This is a genomic window from Dolichospermum circinale AWQC310F (assembly GCF_000426925.1).
GTDB classification, from domain to species: Bacteria; Cyanobacteriota; Cyanobacteriia; order Cyanobacteriales; family Nostocaceae; genus Dolichospermum; species Dolichospermum circinale.
Genome location: NZ_KE384698.1, coordinates 12,809 through 31,087 on the forward strand (window position 1 = coordinate 12,809; position 18,279 = coordinate 31,087).

20 protein-coding genes are annotated in these 18,279 nt (G+C 35.7%); 10 read left to right on the forward strand and 10 right to left on the reverse strand.

Annotated features, from left to right (window positions below; translation table 11 throughout):
* Positions 1–33 precede the first annotated feature (33 nt).
* Positions 34–348 carry a hypothetical protein gene (locus ACIR310F_RS0116415; protein WP_028084771.1) on the forward strand — a complete coding sequence of 105 codons (315 nt, stop codon included), beginning with the start codon at positions 34–36 and terminating at the stop codon, positions 346–348.
* 84 nt (positions 349–432) lie between these two features.
* Here ACIR310F_RS0116415 and ACIR310F_RS0116420 read toward each other — a convergent pair whose 3' ends face one another.
* From ACIR310F_RS0116420 to ACIR310F_RS0116440, 5 genes are all read right to left on the reverse strand, one after another.
* Complete coding sequence (locus ACIR310F_RS0116420) at positions 433–684, reverse strand: type II toxin-antitoxin system RelE family toxin (protein ID WP_028084772.1); 252 nt, start codon at positions 682–684, stop codon at positions 433–435.
* A complete protein-coding gene (locus ACIR310F_RS0116425; protein ID WP_028084773.1) occupies positions 677–934 on the reverse strand; it encodes a hypothetical protein in 258 nt (85 codons plus the stop codon). The genes ACIR310F_RS0116420 and ACIR310F_RS0116425 overlap by 8 nt, the downstream gene beginning before the upstream one ends.
* A gap of 226 nt (positions 935–1,160) precedes the next feature.
* The gene (locus ACIR310F_RS0116430; RefSeq protein ID WP_028084774.1) at positions 1,161–2,501 is read right to left on the reverse strand and encodes a TldD/PmbA family protein; all 1,341 of its coding nucleotides are present in this window, start codon (positions 2,499–2,501) and stop codon (positions 1,161–1,163) included.
* A 101-nt stretch (positions 2,502–2,602) separates the two neighbouring features.
* Positions 2,603–4,075 carry a TldD/PmbA family protein gene (locus ACIR310F_RS0116435; protein ID WP_015079315.1) on the reverse strand — a complete coding sequence of 491 codons (1,473 nt, stop codon included), beginning with the start codon at positions 4,073–4,075 and terminating at the stop codon, positions 2,603–2,605.
* A 306-nt stretch (positions 4,076–4,381) separates the two neighbouring features.
* On the reverse strand, positions 4,382–4,594 hold the full coding sequence (locus ACIR310F_RS0116440; protein WP_028084775.1) for a hypothetical protein: 213 nt from the start codon (positions 4,592–4,594) through the stop codon (positions 4,382–4,384).
* Positions 4,595–4,858: 264 nt separating this feature from the next.
* Between ACIR310F_RS0116440 and ACIR310F_RS0116445 the strand changes: the two genes are divergently transcribed.
* Complete coding sequence (locus ACIR310F_RS0116445; RefSeq protein ID WP_028084776.1) at positions 4,859–7,018, forward strand: Tex family protein; 2,160 nt, start codon at positions 4,859–4,861, stop codon at positions 7,016–7,018.
* A gap of 342 nt (positions 7,019–7,360) precedes the next feature.
* Here the strand turns inward: ACIR310F_RS0116445 and ACIR310F_RS0116450 are convergent, their stop codons facing one another.
* A complete protein-coding gene (locus ACIR310F_RS0116450; RefSeq protein ID WP_028084777.1) occupies positions 7,361–8,137 on the reverse strand; it encodes a hypothetical protein in 777 nt (258 codons plus the stop codon).
* A gap of 295 nt (positions 8,138–8,432) precedes the next feature.
* Between ACIR310F_RS0116450 and ACIR310F_RS0116455 the strand changes: the two genes are divergently transcribed.
* From ACIR310F_RS0116455 to ACIR310F_RS0116470, 4 genes are all read left to right on the forward strand, one after another.
* Positions 8,433–8,657, forward strand: coding sequence for a hypothetical protein (locus ACIR310F_RS0116455; RefSeq protein WP_028084778.1), 225 nt, complete (start codon positions 8,433–8,435; stop codon positions 8,655–8,657).
* A complete protein-coding gene (petJ, locus tag ACIR310F_RS0116460) occupies positions 8,654–8,989 on the forward strand; it encodes a cytochrome c6 PetJ (RefSeq protein WP_028084779.1) in 336 nt (111 codons plus the stop codon). The genes ACIR310F_RS0116455 and petJ overlap by 4 nt, the downstream gene beginning before the upstream one ends.
* 13 nt (positions 8,990–9,002) lie before the next feature.
* The gene (locus tag ACIR310F_RS0116465; RefSeq protein WP_028084780.1) at positions 9,003–10,022 is read left to right on the forward strand and encodes an aldo/keto reductase; all 1,020 of its coding nucleotides are present in this window, start codon (positions 9,003–9,005) and stop codon (positions 10,020–10,022) included.
* Positions 10,023–10,236: 214 nt separating this feature from the next.
* Entirely contained in the window at positions 10,237–11,097 is an 861-nt protein-coding gene (locus ACIR310F_RS0116470; RefSeq protein WP_028084781.1) for a hypothetical protein, read from the forward strand.
* Here the strand turns inward: ACIR310F_RS0116470 and ACIR310F_RS0116475 are convergent.
* The gene (locus ACIR310F_RS0116475) at positions 11,072–12,385 is read right to left on the reverse strand and encodes a site-specific DNA-methyltransferase (protein WP_028084782.1); all 1,314 of its coding nucleotides are present in this window, start codon (positions 12,383–12,385) and stop codon (positions 11,072–11,074) included. The genes ACIR310F_RS0116470 and ACIR310F_RS0116475 overlap by 26 nt on opposite strands.
* A gap of 396 nt (positions 12,386–12,781) precedes the next feature.
* On the opposite strand from ACIR310F_RS0116475, the gene ACIR310F_RS0116480 reads away from it, so the two are divergent.
* The 3 genes from ACIR310F_RS0116480 to ACIR310F_RS0116490 are packed head-to-tail and all read left to right on the forward strand — an operon-like array spanning position 12,782 to position 14,127.
* The gene (locus ACIR310F_RS0116480; RefSeq protein WP_028084783.1) at positions 12,782–13,375 is read left to right on the forward strand and encodes a Uma2 family endonuclease; all 594 of its coding nucleotides are present in this window, start codon (positions 12,782–12,784) and stop codon (positions 13,373–13,375) included.
* Positions 13,376–13,393: 18 nt separating this feature from the next.
* Positions 13,394–13,840, forward strand: coding sequence for a VOC family protein (locus tag ACIR310F_RS0116485; RefSeq protein WP_028084784.1), 447 nt, complete (start codon positions 13,394–13,396; stop codon positions 13,838–13,840).
* An 8-nt stretch (positions 13,841–13,848) separates the two neighbouring features.
* Positions 13,849–14,127: a hypothetical protein gene (locus tag ACIR310F_RS0116490; RefSeq protein ID WP_028084785.1), complete on the forward strand. Its 279-nt coding sequence runs from the start codon at positions 13,849–13,851 to the stop codon at positions 14,125–14,127.
* A gap of 188 nt (positions 14,128–14,315) precedes the next feature.
* Here the strand turns inward: ACIR310F_RS0116490 and ACIR310F_RS0116495 are convergent, their stop codons facing one another.
* Complete coding sequence (locus ACIR310F_RS0116495) at positions 14,316–14,810, reverse strand: hypothetical protein (RefSeq protein ID WP_028084786.1); 495 nt, start codon at positions 14,808–14,810, stop codon at positions 14,316–14,318.
* A 165-nt stretch (positions 14,811–14,975) separates the two neighbouring features.
* Here ACIR310F_RS0116495 and ACIR310F_RS0116500 point away from each other — a divergent pair, with 165 nt between their 5' ends.
* Positions 14,976–16,823, forward strand: a complete 1,848-nt coding sequence (locus tag ACIR310F_RS0116500) for a serine/threonine protein kinase (protein WP_028084787.1) — start codon at positions 14,976–14,978, stop codon at positions 16,821–16,823.
* Between the two features lie 501 nt (positions 16,824–17,324).
* On the opposite strand, the gene ACIR310F_RS27405 is transcribed toward ACIR310F_RS0116500, so the two are convergent.
* Positions 17,325–17,447 carry a hypothetical protein gene (locus tag ACIR310F_RS27405; protein WP_269208380.1) on the reverse strand — a complete coding sequence of 41 codons (123 nt, stop codon included), beginning with the start codon at positions 17,445–17,447 and terminating at the stop codon, positions 17,325–17,327.
* Entirely contained in the window at positions 17,444–17,875 is a 432-nt protein-coding gene (locus tag ACIR310F_RS0116505; RefSeq protein WP_028084788.1) for a hypothetical protein, read from the reverse strand. The genes ACIR310F_RS27405 and ACIR310F_RS0116505 overlap by 4 nt, the downstream gene beginning before the upstream one ends.
* Between the last annotated feature and the right edge of the window lie 404 nt (positions 17,876–18,279).

An 18,279-nucleotide genomic window follows, 5' to 3' on the forward strand; every position in this document is an offset into this window, starting at 1 on the left:
CCCCCCTGAACTCCTCACGCTTTTTGTCCAGCAATGGAAGGTAAAACTATTGAATTTAATATTGATGGAACATTAAAAACTTGCGGACATACTAATACAATAGTAGGAAATTTTGATGAATTTGACCAATGCTTTACACAAGGTAGTAAATACTTAGCACTTATTACAAGTCGTTTACCAGGAAATAATGATTTTTGCAAAGGTTGTGAAATAGAAGGTTGCTGTGCTGGTCAGTGTCATGTAACACTAGAATCTTCTAAAAAAGATCCTAATCTAGTTAATAGAACTTGTGAACTTATGAAGATGACTACAAAAGCATTAATCATGGAATATCTAGAAGGTAAATAATTAATCACCGTGTACAAATTGCACATTATATAGTGTAAGGGTTTAGCAATGCTAAACCCTTACGTTATCTTTTGACAAAACCCGTTATTTATAAACATCCCCCCGCGCACCAATAGCCGTGATCACATATAATTGATTAACATTATCCTCAATAAACAAGATCCTATATTTACCTACTCTTAAACGACTTTCTTCTCTACCCTTTAATGGTTTAATATCAAGATTTTCTGTTCCTGTGATTAAACCATCCAACGCCCGAATAATTCTCACTTGATCTTCAACTCTTAATCGTTCAAGATATTTCTGGGCAGGTTTTAAAATAATATAATCAAGCAAAATCCTCTCCTAGTAATTGACGCTTTAACTCCTGAGATGAAATTCCTTTATCCTTTCCTGTAAGATAATCTTGTAATGCAGATGCACTCATATCTAACAATTCATCAGCTATATCTTTATCATTGTCATTAGTTTGTTGATCAGTAACATTCATTTTCTGAATAAACTCTAATACATAACTCAATTTTTCATCAGGAATGAGACTGATTTGTTTTAACAGTTCTTGGCGAATAGTGGTAGAATTAGTCATAAGTAAAACTCCTATTTTTAGTTACATAACTATATGTTATTTTCTAACAGATAGAGTAATCATAAACTGTGATTTTTATGAATTTGTAAAAGCTCTTTATCGTTTCATTAGCATCATAGCATAAACAGTTGGCGCAGGTTTAGCTTGGTTATTTGAACGGATTAGTAATTAAATCTAGTCCCCCTCCTCGCTTGCGGGGAGGGGTTAGGGGTGGGGTAATTGGATATTAATCTCCAGTAATAGAAAGTTCACTTACCCAAACTCTGGGAGCAACTCCTCCTGGTGTTAACTCTACCTCTTTCTCCACATAAACAATAGATTTCAAAAGTTCCAAGAAATCACCAGCTACCGTTGCTGACTCAATACTGGTTTTCTCACCTTTATTAACTAACCAACCATCAAAAGGTAAAGAAAAAGAACCTTGTAAAGCCTTAACACCCGCATGGAGAGCTTGTAAATCATCAATTAAAATCACATTTTCCGCAGTTTCTAAACTCAATTCTTGCTCAGGATTTTCTGCTGCAAAAACGTGATAAAAATTAGGACTGACACTGACTTTCGCGCCAATACTAGCATTACCTGTAGGTTGAGAATTTAACCGTTTAGCAGTTCCCGCACTATGCAAAAAGCTAGTTAAAATGCCCTTTTCTATTAACTTAATTTGTCGAGTAGGAGTACCTTCACCATCAAAACTTTCTGCACCAATATTAGCGGGGTGTAAAGCATCATCATAAACTGACAGTAAAGGTGAAGCAATTACTTTACCGATATCATCAACTTTTGATAAACTTTGATTATCCAGAATACTTTGAGCGTTAAATAAATTAGAAAAAGCGCCCAACAAACTTAAAAAAGCTTCAGGAGAAAAAACTACTTGATACTTACCAGTTTTGATTTTTTGATAATGCAAATGACTGATAGTTTTCTGGGCGGTTTCTTTGATACAACCAGCAATATCTAAATCAGCTACACTTTCCTTAACTCGATAAGCCCCGGCGCTGCGAGGTTTTTTACCTTCCTCTTCAGTTTTGCTGTACAAATAAATAGAAGCTAAAGAATGAGATTCAGTTCTCAACGCACCTTCACTATTGAGATAAAATCTGTCAATATCTCTTTGTGCTAAACCATTATAAGGCACACTAGTAATAGCAGGATGAGTTCCCATTAATTCTTTTTCTGCTACTAATAGCTTTTCTATTAATTCAGAAACAGGTACTTGCAGGGCTTTTTCTTGATGTTTATCAGGAATAGGAATTGTTGCTTCTGGACTAAAATCAGGAACATTTTCTTTAACTCCAAAAAAACTAGCTTCATAAGCAGTTTTTAAAGCTAATTCTAATCCCTTATCATCTACATCTGTGGTGCTAGTAACACCCATTGTATTTTCTTCATTCCAAACCCGAACTGTTACCCCAGAACGATTAGAAGCCTTGACTTGTTTGGGTTCTCCTTGGTCAACTTGAACGCTGGTATCATCTACAGTTGAACCGTAAATGTCGAATTTTTTAATGCCAAGTTTAGCGGCATTTTCTTGGGCGTAAGTGGCGATTTCTTGTATTTTTGTCATGATGAATTAATTTCTGAATTTTGAACGCGGATGAACGCAGATAAACGCGGATGATATGGATGGTTTATCTGTTTTCATCTGATGTTTTTTATCTGTTGTTTTTATCTGCCGCCAACGGTGATGGAATCAACTTTAATGTGGGGTTGTCCAACTGTGGTGTAAATGCTGCCACTGACAGAACCACAAAAGCCGGGAGCTAATTCTAAATCTTGGGAACATAGGGAAATTTTATTCATGATTTCCTTGGCTTCACCGATGAGGGTAGCACCTTTTAATGGTTTGGTAATTTTGCCATTTTCTATTAAGTAAGCTTCGTCAACGCTAAAGTTAAATTGACCTGTTGCGCCTACACTACCACCTCCCATTTTCTTACAATAAATGCCTTTATCAACGGAGGCAAATAGGTCTTCTGTTGTGTGTTCACCACAATCAATATATGTATTTCGCATCCGACTAGCAGCAGCAAAAGTGTAATTTTGACGGCGGCCACTGCCTGTTCTGGGGTGTCCTGTCCGCACTGAACCGGTTCTATCAGCTAAGAAGTTTTTGAGAATGCCTTTTTCAATTAATAATGTTCTTTGAGCGGGCATTCCTTCATCGTCCATATCAATAGTCCCAAAGGCATTTTCTGCTCTGCCTTCGTCCCAAGCCGTCAGGCTTTCATGGGCAATTTTTTCACCTTTTTTATCAGCAAATGGTGTGGTTTTGCGTTCAATTTGGGTGGTTTCTAAAAGGTGTCCACAGGCTTCATGGAAAATTACACCGCCAAAATGATTGGCCATGATAATGGGATAAGTTCCTGATTCTACATAATCTGCGTACAGCATTTTACCAGCAGATTCGGCGATTTGTTCGGAGGCTTGTTGATAATCCCAGGTTCTCAGGAAGTTAGCGTCACTGGTATTACCCGCCCGTTCAGCAATAGAGGAACGGTTAGCGCCGTCAGCACAAAGCAGATTAAAGCCCACGGACTGGGTGAGGCGAATATCACGGGCAAATGTACCATCACTGGCAGCAACTAATACTTCTTGCCAGTCACGGAAGTAGGAAGCGCGGCGAGATTGGACGTGGGTAGCTTTTTTGTTCAGTTGGGCTGTACCATCAAGGAGAACTTCCCCCATTTCGCGGATAGAACTACATAAGGGTAGCCAAGCGTCTTTACCGCGTTTGCTGGCGTAGTCCCTGAGTAATTCCAGGTTGATTTCGGGAATGAAACCACTAGGGCCGGGTAATTGTAGTCCCAAAATAGAAAGTGCTTTTTCTAAAGCTGCTTTTAAACCCGCAAATGTGAGGTTATTGGTGCTAACGTAGCAGTCAGCTTTACCGCGAAATACGCGCACTCCCGCACCAGTGGCTAAACTGGGGGAAATGCTGGTAATGGTGTCATCTTCGGCTAAACAACTGATGTAGTTGCGGCGTTCTAGGAAGTATTCCACAAAATCTGCCCCAGCGGCGCGTCCTAGTCCTAAAAGGGTTGCCAGGGGGGCTTCCCAAGTGTCATCGAAGCGTTCTGTGGTGGATGAATATTGTAAACTGGGGAGTTGATTCGAGAGAAGTAGGGTGTTTGTAAGCATGAAGTGCCTCGTCTGCTGGCGTTATCTATAGATGTAACTGAAATAATCCTGGTGTGTTCAGTCTAACAAATCTATGAAAGTCGTTGTTGGCATTTAGGCTGTAGGGTTTTCCGCCATTTGCAGATAAATTTATTTAATACTTTCATCATTTTCGGTGACTACTGAGGAAACTTGACAAGCTTATGATATTTTTTATCCAACTATCAACACCCTCTTTTACCTCACTAATTATCTTTGACAGAGGGTGGATAATTGCCGACTTAATTAGATTAGATTTAACTTGCAAAAGTTCCTGAAAAAATTGACTTAAAACCAATTTTTCTTCAGTAATTTATTACTAACAATGACCACAAACATCAACAAACCAAACTGAAATTGCCAAGGCGCTAATACTAAACTCACAATAAAAATGATGGCTGTGAAAACACCAGCAATATTGGTAATTTCATCATCATTTCTTTTGAAGAGATAGCCAGTAATTACACCCATAGATAATGTCATTAGGAAAAATAAAGGCATTTGCACTCACCTCTAAACTACGAACTACTGTTTAATACCAGTACATTTGCGCCATTTTCGGCAACGTTATTTATGTTATACTTAACTAAGAGAAAATGGAAATACATTCAATATTAAGCCATAGTGTAGCTATTTGCAAATAGTCTTATGATTTGGGATATGAAAGTAATGACGTGACTGACAACCCGATTCTGAGTTAAGTGATATAATAATATCTATTAATGCTAATATTAATTTCTGAAAATTCTTTAATTGAAATAACAAATGTTGAATATTTCTCAACTGCTTGCAAGTGAATTAAAACTTAAACCCCACCAGGTACAAAATGCACTGGAACTTTTAGCCGAAGGAGCGACAATTCCCTTTATTGCGCGTTATCGTAAAGAACGAACAGATGAAATGGATGAAATGCAATTACGGGATTTACAAGATAGATATAATTACTTAACGGAATTGGAAGAAAGAAAAAAAGTAATTGTGAATGCGATCGCTCAACAAGATAAACTTACTCCAGAACTAAACACAAAAATAGCATCTTGTTTACAAAAAACTGAACTTGAAGATTTATATTTACCCTATCGTCCTAAACGTCGTACCCGCGCTACCATTGCTAGAGAAAAAGGTTTAGAACCTCTGGCAATATTGATTAAATCTGTGAATGTGAAAAATGGGATTTCTGTGTCATTAGAAGCAGAAGCAGCAAAATATATTTCCGAAACTTTGGGAGTAAAAAGCACAGATGAAGCTTTAAAAGGTGCATCTGATATTTTAGCTGAAGAAATAGCAGAAAAAGCAGAATTGCGTGCATATATACGCGAATATCTTTTAGAAAATGGGGTGTTTATTTCTCATATCAAAGATGAACATCCCCAAGAGACAACTAAATTTGAAATGTACCGAAATTATCAAATTAAAGTCAAAAATATTGCCCCTCATAATATGTTGGCTTTATGTCGAGGAGAAGACGAAAAAATTCTCAGTTTTGAAATTGCTTTTGATGAAGATTTTGTTCTGGGTTATTTAGAATCACAAGAAATAAACACCAAAGTTAGCAACATTCGGGACTTTTATCAAGTCATGTTAAAAGATGGTTTTAATCGCTTAATGAAAACCTCATTAATTAGCGAAGTTATTAAAGATAAAAAAACCTATGCTGACATAGAATCAATCAAAACCTTTGAAACCAATTTGCGAGAATTACTATTATCACCACCAGCGGGAATGAAACCGACAATGGCCATAGATCCTGGTTTTAGAACTGGTTGTAAAGTAGCTATTTTAGATGAAACTGGCAAATTCTTAGAATATCAGGCTGTCTTTCCTCACCAAGCAGCAGAACAACGCCAAAAAGCGGCACAAACTATCAAAAAATTACTGGAAAAATACCAAATTCAATTAATAGCTATTGGTAACGGTACAGCCTCACGGGAAACAGAAGAATTTATCGCGGAAATATTAGCAAATATAGCCAATAAACCAGTTAAAGTTATGGTAAATGAATCTGGTGCATCTATATATTCTGCTAGTGAGGTAGCAAGGGAAGAATTTCCTGATTTAGATATTACCGTGCGGGGTGCAATTAGTATTGGCCGCAGATTACAAGATCCTTTAGCAGAACTAGTTAAAATAGATCCTAAATCAATTGGTGTGGGACAATATCAACATGACGTTGATCAAAAATTACTGAAAAAGAAATTAGACGAAACCGTAGAAAGTTGCGTTAACTATGTGGGTGTAGATTTGAATACTGCTTCCAAAGAACTGCTAACATTTGTTTCAGGAATTACCCCAACTATAGCCAATAATATTATCACCTATCGCAACGAAAATGGAGCATTTACAAATCGTCGTCAACTTTTAAAAGTAGCAAAATTAGGACCAAAAGCTTTTGAACAAGCCGCAGGTTTTTTAAAAATTCGTGATAGTGAAAACCCCTTAGATAATACCGCAGTTCATCCAGAAAGTTACCCTTTAGTAAAATCTATAGCTGCTGATTTAGGATTATCTTTAAATCAAGTGACACAAATAGCTGAAAACCTCAAAAAAGCCAACATTAAAAAATACATTACCGACACCATTGGAGAACCAACCCTGCGGGATATTCTCAGGGAATTAGAAAAACCAGGAAGAGATCCTCGTGCTGAATTTAAATATGCTACCTTTAAAGCAGGAATCAAAGAAATTAAAGATCTAACCGTAGGAATGGAACTAGAAGGAATTATTACTAATGTTGCTAACTTCGGTGCTTTCGTTGATATTGGTGTACATCAAGATGGTTTAGTGCATATTTCCCAACTTGCTGATAAATTTGTGGATGATCCCAAAAAAATTGTTAAAGTTGGACAAGTTGTTAAAGTGCAAGTTTTAGAAATCAACGAAAAACTAAAACGCATAAGTTTATCAATGAAGGGAATCAAACAATAATACGTCTTCGTTACCTGTTATAAACATTTTCTGAGATTATGAGGTACAGATATTAATGATAAAAATCTTGTGGTGTGGGCATCTTGCCCGCTAAAATTGTACCTCATTCAGATGAAATTTACTGTATAATAAAAATATTAAATTAATCAGAATCATAATGGTGTGTTACGAAGACAGCTAACACACCCCACAGGTTAAGATATTTTTTTAATTTTAATTTAATTGCAGGTCTCTAATAGAATAGGTTAATAGATTATAAATAAAAATAATGAGTAAATTAAAAATTATCAAAATTAATTTACTCATTTATATAGAAATTTTCAAAAACCCAAATTGCGGATATTAAGCCCGAATATCTTTATCTTTAAATAAATCAGCCGTTGCTAATAGTAACTCCCGCAAAGTTTGTTTTAATTGACGTTCTTGTTTAGCTATTGCTGAACCCGCTTCTGCTAACTTCTGTTCTAAAAGTGAGTATTTTTCCTTTACTTGTAAAGTAATAGATTCAGCTTGTGGATGGGATTTATCATACCATTGTTTTGCCTCAGTTAAATAATCTTGTACTTCTTGATCACTACCGCTATAACGCGCAAATAAATTGGCTCGGACAATTGCTAATTGTGCTTGTAATTGTGCATAACGTTTTCTTAATAATCCCACTTCTTCACTATCTTTAATAGAATTAATTGCTGAATTAATAGCAATTTTGGTATCAACAGATTTATCTTGACTTGTTTCTACTATCTTTGTAAAAATTCCTTCAATTTCAGTTTGTAGTTTTTCTTCTTCTTTATCTAATTTTGCTTGTAACTGCTTTATTTCTGCTTGAGTTTGAACGATATTTGAGTGTTTTTTCAGATTTATCGCTTCCATAGCACCTTCAATTGAAGCTACTACCCCTTCCTTAACTTCACTGCTTTTCTCTTGTAAATTATCAATGACAGTAGAAACAGCATCATTAACTAAATTACTCAGTTCATGAGAACCTTCTTGAAATTCAGAACTGACTTGAGAAACAGCAGATTTGACAATTTCTCGAATGCGTTCGGATTTTAATTGTCCTGTTTCTTTAGCTTGACGTAAATCTAATTGAATTTGTTCTTTAATGTTCTTATTCATGGCCATATTTAATGAAGATATCACGCAATACTTATATTCAGTATGGTAAAATATTTTTGTTATTAACACTCCCTAAAGATAGAAAATCATATCTATCTCAAGGTAGTATATTCAACGACTAAAAGTCGCTACTACACAAGCAAAGTCCGCCTACGCGGACTCAGAAATGACAACTTTTTAACCCACGCAGGTGGGTTTTGTCTGTATAGTCGGGAATTTCATTCACCATATTTCTTAGTTAAATGTTGCCAATTTATGAAATAATTAATATTGATCAATAAATAAATTTTAAATTATGTGGCAGGTAAATATCACTTGTGATGATCAATCTTGGAAAGTTTCTGGTGTTGAATTTAAGAAAATAGCAGAAAATTACAAAGGTGAATTAATTGGTTCTAAAAAAATGCCTGACGGAAAACGCATTATGTCTTATAAAATTGAAGATATCAGCGAAGCCGAGGCTTTTGCAGAAGAATGTACAAAATTTGTCGGGTTTACAGGGGATTTTGCATCTTTATGAAAAAAATGGTAACATTGATATTATTCACTTTTTGCTTGTGGATAATTAATTCTACTTCGCCAGTTAACGCCTTAAATACTTCTCAAGGTGCAAAAATTTTTGATTTCCATTGTGCTGGTTGTCATATTCATGGAGAAAACATCATTAGACGTGGTAAAAGTTTAAAAAAGAATGCACTCAAAAGATATAAAATGGATTCTTTGGAAGCAATTACAGCCATTGTCACCAATGGTAAAAATAATATGTCAGCTTACAAAGAAAGATTGACAACAGCAGAAATTCAACAAGTTGCAAATTATGTTTTGGAACAAGCAGAAAAAAACTGGAAATAACAATATAAAAACTATGATTTTACCTCAAGAAAGCTATTTACAATTTACCCCGGATTTGAAAATTTGCCGAATTTTAAATGGAATGTGGCAAGTTTCGGGAGGACATGGACGCATTAACCCTAAAACTGCGATTGATTCCATGTTTCAATATGTAGATTCTGGTTTTACCACTTGGGATTTAGCAGACCATTATGGACCAGCAGAGGACTTTATTGGTGAGTTTCGTCGTCAATTAATCGCAACTCGTGGAGAGGAAGCTGTTAATCATATTCAGGCTTTTACAAAATGGGTTCCTCGTCCTGGGAAAATGACGAAAAAATTGGTTGAGGAAAATATTGATATCTGTTTGAGAAGAATGAACGTTAAATCCTTGGATTTAATGCAGTTTCACTGGTGGGAATATCGAGATCCTAATTATTTAGATGCTCTCAAATATATGGTAGAATTGCAAAATGCAGGGAAGATCAAACATTTAGCTTTAACTAATTTTGATACGGAACATTTGCAAATTATTACCGCAGCAGGAATCAAAATTGTTTCTAATCAAGTGCAGTTTTCTCTCGTTGACAGAAGACCACAGGTAAATATGGTTAATTTTTGTCAGGAACATGATATTAAATTGTTTACCTATGGTACTGTTTGTGGTGGTTTTTTATCAGAAAAGTATTTGCAAAAACCAGAACCTAAAGGCTCAGAAATAAATACCACCAGCTTGAGAAAATACAAACAAATGATTGATAATTGGGGTGGTTGGGGACTATTTCAAGAGTTACTAAATACCTTAAAAACCATTGCTGATAAACATCAAGTGAGTATTGCTAATGTGGCTGTAAATTACATTTTAAATCAGCCAGCAGTGGGGGGTGTAATTGTCGGCGCTAGATTGGGAATTGCGGAACATTTGTCAGATAATGCTAGGGTATTTAGTTTTAATTTAGATGCGGAAGATATCGGGAAAATAGATGCAGTTTCTCAACATTCGCGGGATTTATATCAACTAATTGGTGATTGTGGAGATGAATATAGACGATAATTGAACAATAACATCCCCAACTTCTTTGATATTATTGTCAATATATTATAGATTTATATTAGAAGTTGGGGATCTAAACACTAATATCGCATACCTCACCGCAAAAATCGGACAGTTTCCCCCCAATATCACTTTTTTGAGAAAGACCTGGACAAGAATACCACTATTGTTTATATTAAAAACCTGTACTGATCATAAAAATAAGGAAATAATTTTGACTACATTTGCTAGTTATAAAGCAACAGCATCTAAGTGGATTACTATATTTGATTCCCCTTTCTATCCAGATTACTTAGATGAGGCTAAAATACTTTATGAAAAAGTACAAGTACGCTTTATAGAACTTGTTGATCAAGCACAAACTTCCACAGAATTACTAGAAATTATCACCAAAGAGCCTACGTCTTTGCGAATTCAATTACTCAGAATCTTTCGTAGATATGTCTCTCCAGATACATCAGTTGAAATGACTAAAAAGAAAGGTAACATCCCCAATATTATCATAAACTTTAGTGATAAATTTCGTCCGATAGAGGAAGTTAAACAAAATTTGCAAAGCCGTCCTATACCTGATGAAATTCTCATGGCACTTCTTTTTGAATATAAGACAAAAGGAAAAAAAGGGTATGATTTAACAGAAAGTTTTTTCTTATGGTTTAATAAGGTATTTAGCCAAAATTATTCTATCCAAGGACCGGTTCGCGCAGGGAAAGACGTAATGTTGCATAAGGTTTTGAATAAGTTTCCATATCAAATTCCTGCGGATATGTTAATCTCCCGCTTAGATGGAACTCCATTAGTAGTTGGATTTGCTCGTTATGACTCCGACAGGGGAGGTTCTCAGGAAGATGATAGAACAGGTGGCAATCGAGATAAAATAACAGAAATTTTGGGTTATGCTAATACATACAATTTACCATTAAAAGTATTAATGCTGAATGATGGTCCTGGATTACTTCTAGGTTCTATGTGGAATGATTACGCGAATTTAGAACAATATGGACAAAGTAGAGTAATGGTTTGTACTTTGAAAATGTTAGACGAGAGATTTACACAAAGCTGGTTAGATAGTTAAGTTTACTATGCCAATTTTTGATGATTTGATCAGAAATTAACTCTAAACTTTCTGATTCTTCAATATACAAGTCTAAGCCTGTTTTTAAAATTCTACTAACGTCAATTAAGTTTATTTGTTTATATTTACAACCATCATTTTTACCATTAACAAAATCACCCATTACTTCACTACCATTAACTAACCGTTGAATTATAGTATCAATAGATAATGGAGAATTATCAATACCTATCCATTTTCTACCTAATTCTTCAGCTACAGTTAGAGTAGTTCCACTTCCCGCAAAGGCATCTAAAACAATATCTCCTAGATTTGATGAAGCCATAATTATCCGTTTGATCATCTCTGAATTTTTCTCCGTTGGATAACCAGTGATTTTAATATTTTGATTGTGAGCGTCTTTAAAATCAAGCCAAATGTCTTGAATTGAAATCCCCTGACTATTATCTAAATATACTTTTCGTCTAGGATTACCTGTTGAAGACCAATATATTTCCCCTCTTGCATCCATTTCATCTAATGTTTCTGGTGTATATTGCCAATGTTTACCGGGAGGTGGTAAAATACCCCTCCAAGGTTGACCACTTGCTCCTTTTCTTACCCCTGGAGCATGAATAGGAACTTTTTTATATAGTCTTCCTGTTCCTTCTTCCACATATTGATATTCTTTTTTAATCGAGTCTTCTGTCCAAGCTTCAAAAGGTTGATTCCATACATAATTATCTGTTTTTGTATAAAAAAGAATAAAATCAGCAACATTACCATATTGTTTGCGTGTATAGTTTTTAGGATTACATTTTTTTCTCGTAATCCAATTACGAAAATTTTTAACTCCAAAAATTTCATCCATGATAATTTTTACAGGAAAAGCCATTTTTTCATCTAAATGTAGATAAATAGAACCTGCTTCTGATAGAATTTCTCTGATTAAAATTAGACGTTGACGCAAAAATTCTAAATATTCTGCACCTTCCATGAGATCATGATAAGCATGATTGCTATTACGAGACTCAAAACTGCTACCTGTGGAGTATGGAGGATCAATGTATACTAAGTTAATTTTTCCGGCAACATTCTCATTATTTAATAATGTGCGAAGAACGTTTAAATTATCGCCATATATTAATTGATTTCTAGGATATCCTTCAACGCTAATTATATGATTTAAGTTAGCTGGCTCAATTTTCAATATATCTTCTACAGGCATTTTTTCTTCATATTCAATTCGGAAAGATGTTGTATTTTGTTTGTGATTACGCCCATTTTTACCAGTTATTCCCGTTGCCATATTGTTTAAAATTTTGACTCTTTTATAATTATACTATTAAGATACTTTGTGATCAACATAGCTTTTTTGTGTCTCGCAATCTTTCGTAGATATCCCACTCGTGCAGCGTGCCAAAGGCATAGGGTAGTCGCTAAGGAGCAAAGACTCAAAGGAACATGAGCTTAAGCGTTGCGCGACCTAGTAATCGCAAACTTTCCCCAAACATCACTCTAACTATCAAAAATGACTAACAAAACTATTCCCAATGGCTACCTCCGTAAAGTCCATCATATCGCTTTTAATATCCAAAATATGGCAGCATCTCGCTATTTTTACCATTGGAGTCAATTTTAGCGCCTAGCCTAAATTTTTCTGAATTTTATCTGATAATACAATTAGCCTCCTCAAGCAAAACCTATGGAAACCCTCACTTTAAACATACCTCCCGCAGTAAATTTAACAGATGAGCAGTTTTATCAACTTTGTATTGCTAACGAACCCTGTCAGTTAGAACTTACCCAAACCGGAGAATTAATTATTATGCCTCCCACAGGTGGAGAAAGTGGAATTAGGAACTCAGATATTAATATAGAATTAGGTTTATGGAATCGTCAAACTAAATTAGGTAAAGTATTTGACTCCTCCACCGAATTTAAACTACCCAGTGGTGCTTATCGCTGTCCTGATGCAGCTTGGGTAAAACTAGCACGTTGGGATGCTTTAAGTAAAGAGGAAAAAAAACGGTTTCCCCCCCTTTGTCCTGATTTTGTGGTGGAATTGCGATCAGAAACGGATAGTTTAGAAAAATTACGTACTAAAATGCGAGAATATGAAAATAATGGGGCGCTTTTAGGTTGGTTAATTGATCCACAAACACCCTTGGTAGAAATTTATCGTTACGGAAAGGATGTAGAAGTTTTGAACTTTGATGTTGACAACCCACCAAGACTTTCTGGTGAAGATATTTTACCAGGCTTTATTCTCGATTTGCAGATAATTTTAAATCCATAGATTCTAAATTTCGGGATCATGATTTCTCAAAAAAATATTCCCAATGGCTACCTCCGTAAAGTCCATCATATCGCTTTTAACGTCCAAAATATGGCAGCATCTCGCCATTTTTATGGTCATATTTTAGGCTTACACGAACTCACAGGAGACGAAATACCAGAAACATTAATAGAACTTGTCAATGCTGGTAAAGTCGCTAATTTCATCACTCCCGACGGCACAATTATAGACCTATTTGCAGAACCAGAATTATTACCACCAGATCCAGATCCCAGTAAGTCTTTTACCAGAGCATATCATCTAGCCTTTGATATTGCTCCACAATTATTTGATCAAGCCGTTGCCGTGATCAGAGATAATAATTTAGTCATTGCTTATGGTCCGGTTTCCCGTCCCACAGGTAGAGGGCTGTATTTTTATGACCCCGATGGGTTTATGATTGAAATTCGTTGTGATCCTCATTAAATGCGAACATGGAAAAAGTTTTAAAAGTTCTTAACGACGTAATTACTAACCCACCAATTCCCCACGAACCCCATAAACAATCTTTAAAAAATTGGGCTATGTATTGTTTACGGGATAGAGGTTTTATAGTTATTTTTGCCCAAAATGCTGATTTTGCTGTCCAGTTTAAGAACGGAGAAAAGTTCTATTTTAAAGTTACCAATAATGCCGATAATTTAGATAATAGTATTAACTGGATTGTTTGGGATAGCACCACCAAAACAACCAGCTTAATTCCTCAGTCCTAGTTAATTATTACAGCCAGCTATACAAGTATTTGATTTTACTATAATTTCCATATTTCTGAGGAAGAGAGGGTAAAAGGAAAAACTTTTGTGACTGTAATGAGGTTTTCAAAGCCTCTCCCCCCGTGGGGGAGATGTTGACCAGGGGAGTTTTTCTGTAAACTAAGGATTTTCCCAACCACCTCTTAAATTTAGTCTGGGTTGGCTGGTAAACTAGCGAATAGCTGTTTAACTAACTGCTGAGTTTTATTTTCTAAATTTTGCCAGTCTACATCACCATATTCGTCAATTAACTTGGGATCAATATCAACTGCCCCCTGCTCTGGACTATAATTGAGAAAACATATTTGATAACACAAATCCCATAAGTCTATATTTACTCGTTCCTGTTGATTTTGCAAAAGTAAATGATATCCTGGATAAGGCATTGGCAAACTAGCAAGAGTTTCTTTAATTTCCTCTACTTGTGTTGGTGTTGCGGTTTCCATTTCCCGCACCAACTCAGTTACTAAAGACTTTGTTTCATCACTTGTGTTAGCAGGCCAGGTCAGTACATCTTGGTAAGTCCCTTGCCAATTGGATGTATCAAGCTGCTTACGAATATTATCAATTACGCGAATAAAAGCAGGTTGCATCAAGATTTCAGCTTGCTGCCATGAGGTATAATTAGTGATCTTAGGTGGCATTGCTAGTCAATGGGGATACTGATACTAAAATTAACGATTTTGTTTGATGAAAGAATTGTACTTTTAATTTAAATCTTTTCTCAAGATACCTGATCTCAGGGGAGGAAATTGGGAGATATTGACTACTATGGGTAAAATTAGGTTATAAAGCTGGGGAGGGAGATTATGATAGGTAAATTGCTAGATCATCGCTACCAAGTCATTCGCATTTTGGCCACGGGAGGATTTGGTCAAACCTATATTGCCCAGGATACCAGACGGCCAGGCAATCCCATCTGCGTGGTTAAGCACTTGAAACCAGCCAATTCTGACTCTAAAATCTTTACTACTGCTAAACGGCTATTTCACAGCGAAGCAGAAACTTTAGAAAAATTGAGTAATCATGACCAAATCCCCAGGCTTTTAGCTTATTTTGACGAAAATCAAGAATTTTTTCTAGTCCAAGAATTTATTGACGGCCACACTCTCCAGGAAGAACTTATCCCTGGACAGCCTTGGAGTGAAGCCCAAGTCATACAAATGTTGTTGGAAATTTTGCAGATTTTAGAGTTTGTTCACCAAGAAGGTGTAATTCACCGCGACATTAAGCCAGATAATATCATTCGCCGCGCGGCGGATTATAAATTAGTTTTAGTGGACTTTGGTGCAGTTAAACAATTACGTTCACCCCTGGTGACAGTAAGTGGACAAAAAACTGCTACTGTAGCTATTGGTACTCCTGGATATATGCCTACTGAACAAGGTCAAGGTAAACCCCGTCCTAATAGTGACCTTTACGCTTTGGGAATTATCGCTATTCAAGCATTAACAGGAGTACCTATTACCCAATTACAAGATGACCCAGATACAGGGGAAATTAATTGGCAGCATTTAATACCTGTTAATTCTGATTTAGTAGCCATTTTAACAAAGATGGTGCGTTACCACTTCAAAGAACGCTATCAAACAGCAACGGAGGCTTTACAAGCTTGTCAAGAATTAGTGAAGATCACACCAGAATTTTCCCAAACCTCCCTATCTCCTAAAATTATTTATCAATCTCCTCAACCCCTATCTTCCATATCTATACAAAAAACAATGGCGGTTTCTCCCGCGAATTATCTTCCTGTACAACCTCTTCCTCAACAATCTATTTCTCAAGAGATTAATAAACCCGATAAACCCGATCCTTTACCTTTATTAATTGGTATATTATTAGCAGGTGGTGTGGCGGCTTTATTTACAAATATATATCCCAATTTTAAAAATTTAACTGTTAATTGGACGGGAGAAAATAGCAAATTAATAAGTAAATGTTTGGCTGTAGTTACGGCTGATTCTAATATCCGTTCTGAACCCAGCGCTATCAATTCTGATAATATTTTGAAAACTTTGGGTGTGGCCAGTGAGTTTGAGGTGACGGGTAAGCAGACAAAGCGAGGTTGGGTAGAACTTAAACTTTCCTCTGGCAGGTTGGCCTGGGCCCATTCTGATGTCATTTCTAATCGTGAAAACTGGATTTCTTGCCGTCGTGACCAAGGTTTGGCTATACAAACTGTAGATGATATTCCTTTAATTACATCTCGGCCAATTCCTTCAGTTCCGGCAAAATCTGTGGTGGTAAATTCCACAGCAAAGCCTTCTTTACCCGCTACTGCGGATCAGGTGAAAACGGTAGATAAGGCCAGAGAAAAGTTTGAATCAGGAGATTTACAAGGAGCAATTTCTCTGCTCAAGTCAACATCGGGAAATGCTGTTTCTGGTATTAAACAAACCGTTGATACTGTTAATCAATGGCAGAATGATTGGGCAAAAGCAGAAGCTTTAGCTAATGATATTAATAAGGCAATTGATAATGGTAAATGGGACGAGGTTCTAGCTTATCGAGACCACCCAGAAAAGCTGCCTAATATTAAATATTGGCGGGATAAAATAGAACCAATGTTTAAACAAGCTGCCGAAAATGTCGCTAAACAGGCATTACCTAAAGAACATAAACCAACTCCTTCAGAAACACTAAAGAATGGGGTTTAAAATCCTGTCTCTACAACTTTTGTGGTGTTTGTGTTGTTGAAATGGGGATTACTATATTAGTGCTAACGGGACGCAACTAATTAGGGCTTGCTGAATAAAGCTAAAACCATTTATTAACAAAGGGTTTCGCGGATTTTTACCACAAAAAAGTGCAAGGTTTTGGCTAATGGTGTCTCAAAATAGGTGCATTTTTCTTTCTCGGATTTGGAAAATTGAGGATATCCAGACAGTTAAAACTGTTAAGAGTTAAGAGTTAAGAGTTCCCTGTCCTCACAGACAACTTTTTCAGCAAACCCTAATTAACTTTTAATATCCTCTGTTGATTTAGTTATTTAGTAATATACAGCAAGTTCAGCTTGATTGAGGTACACCTTGTGCGGGCAAGATGCCCGCACCACAAGAGTTTTATCATTAATATCTGTACTTCATAATATCGGAAACTGCTGTATAATTCAATTACCTATAAACAGTGAACAATGGCAGCAGGTATTTGTGGATTATCTAACCCAAGAAATAGCTTTGATTTTCCTTAGTGTTAATTGGATAAAATTGTTGGCTTAGTCCTGGGGTTTCATTTTTTGAGAGCGATCGCCAAACCATACTTGCTGCGGATAGTGTTTTCAATCAACTGCATTATTATCATTATTTACCAATCTTATTAATTGTTGTGGGTAAGGATAAGACACTTTTCCATTATCCCACTGAACAGTAATCATCGTATATGTTAAATTTCCTGGAGGAGTCTGAGTTTTTTTAGAAACTACAATTCCATATTTATCAGATTCAACATTACTTTTTACCCTGTCACCTTCATTTACCAAAGAATAATCGTACAAATTAGGTAATCCACATTTCTGCCAACCATCTATTGATAGGTTTATAGAACGAGAACCAATAATAGAACTTGATTGCAGATCAATATGTGTAGTGTTTTTAAGCAACTTTTCATGTTCAATAAGTGAATCATAAATTAGTTGGGCAACTTTATCGGTAGTAACTGGAGTAGGAGGAGTAAACTGATTTTCTGCTATTTTTGTTTCTTCATAAAACATTACATAACTATCAATGTTTATAGGATCTGTATCATATTCAATATTACGTCTGGTATCTCTGTATCTAATTATTTTTTGTTTGGTTACTACTTCTTCAATATCATGAACTATACCAAATTCATATAAACATTTATAACTTAGAGAACTCCGAGAAAAATTAACACCACCAACACCTTGATTCCCAGTTTTAATATTTCTATCTATCTCACCAATAGCAAAATAGGTATTACCAACTTTATTACTTTTATCCTTGGCATATCTATTTTTTAAGTAGCTACTCCCTAATAAATTAATAATTGATGATTAGATTATTAACTGCTCTATCTAAAACCTCAAAAAAAATGCCCCCCATTTCTGGAGAGCATTTCTTTAATCAAGCTCTGTTAAGAAAGCTTTAATTATTA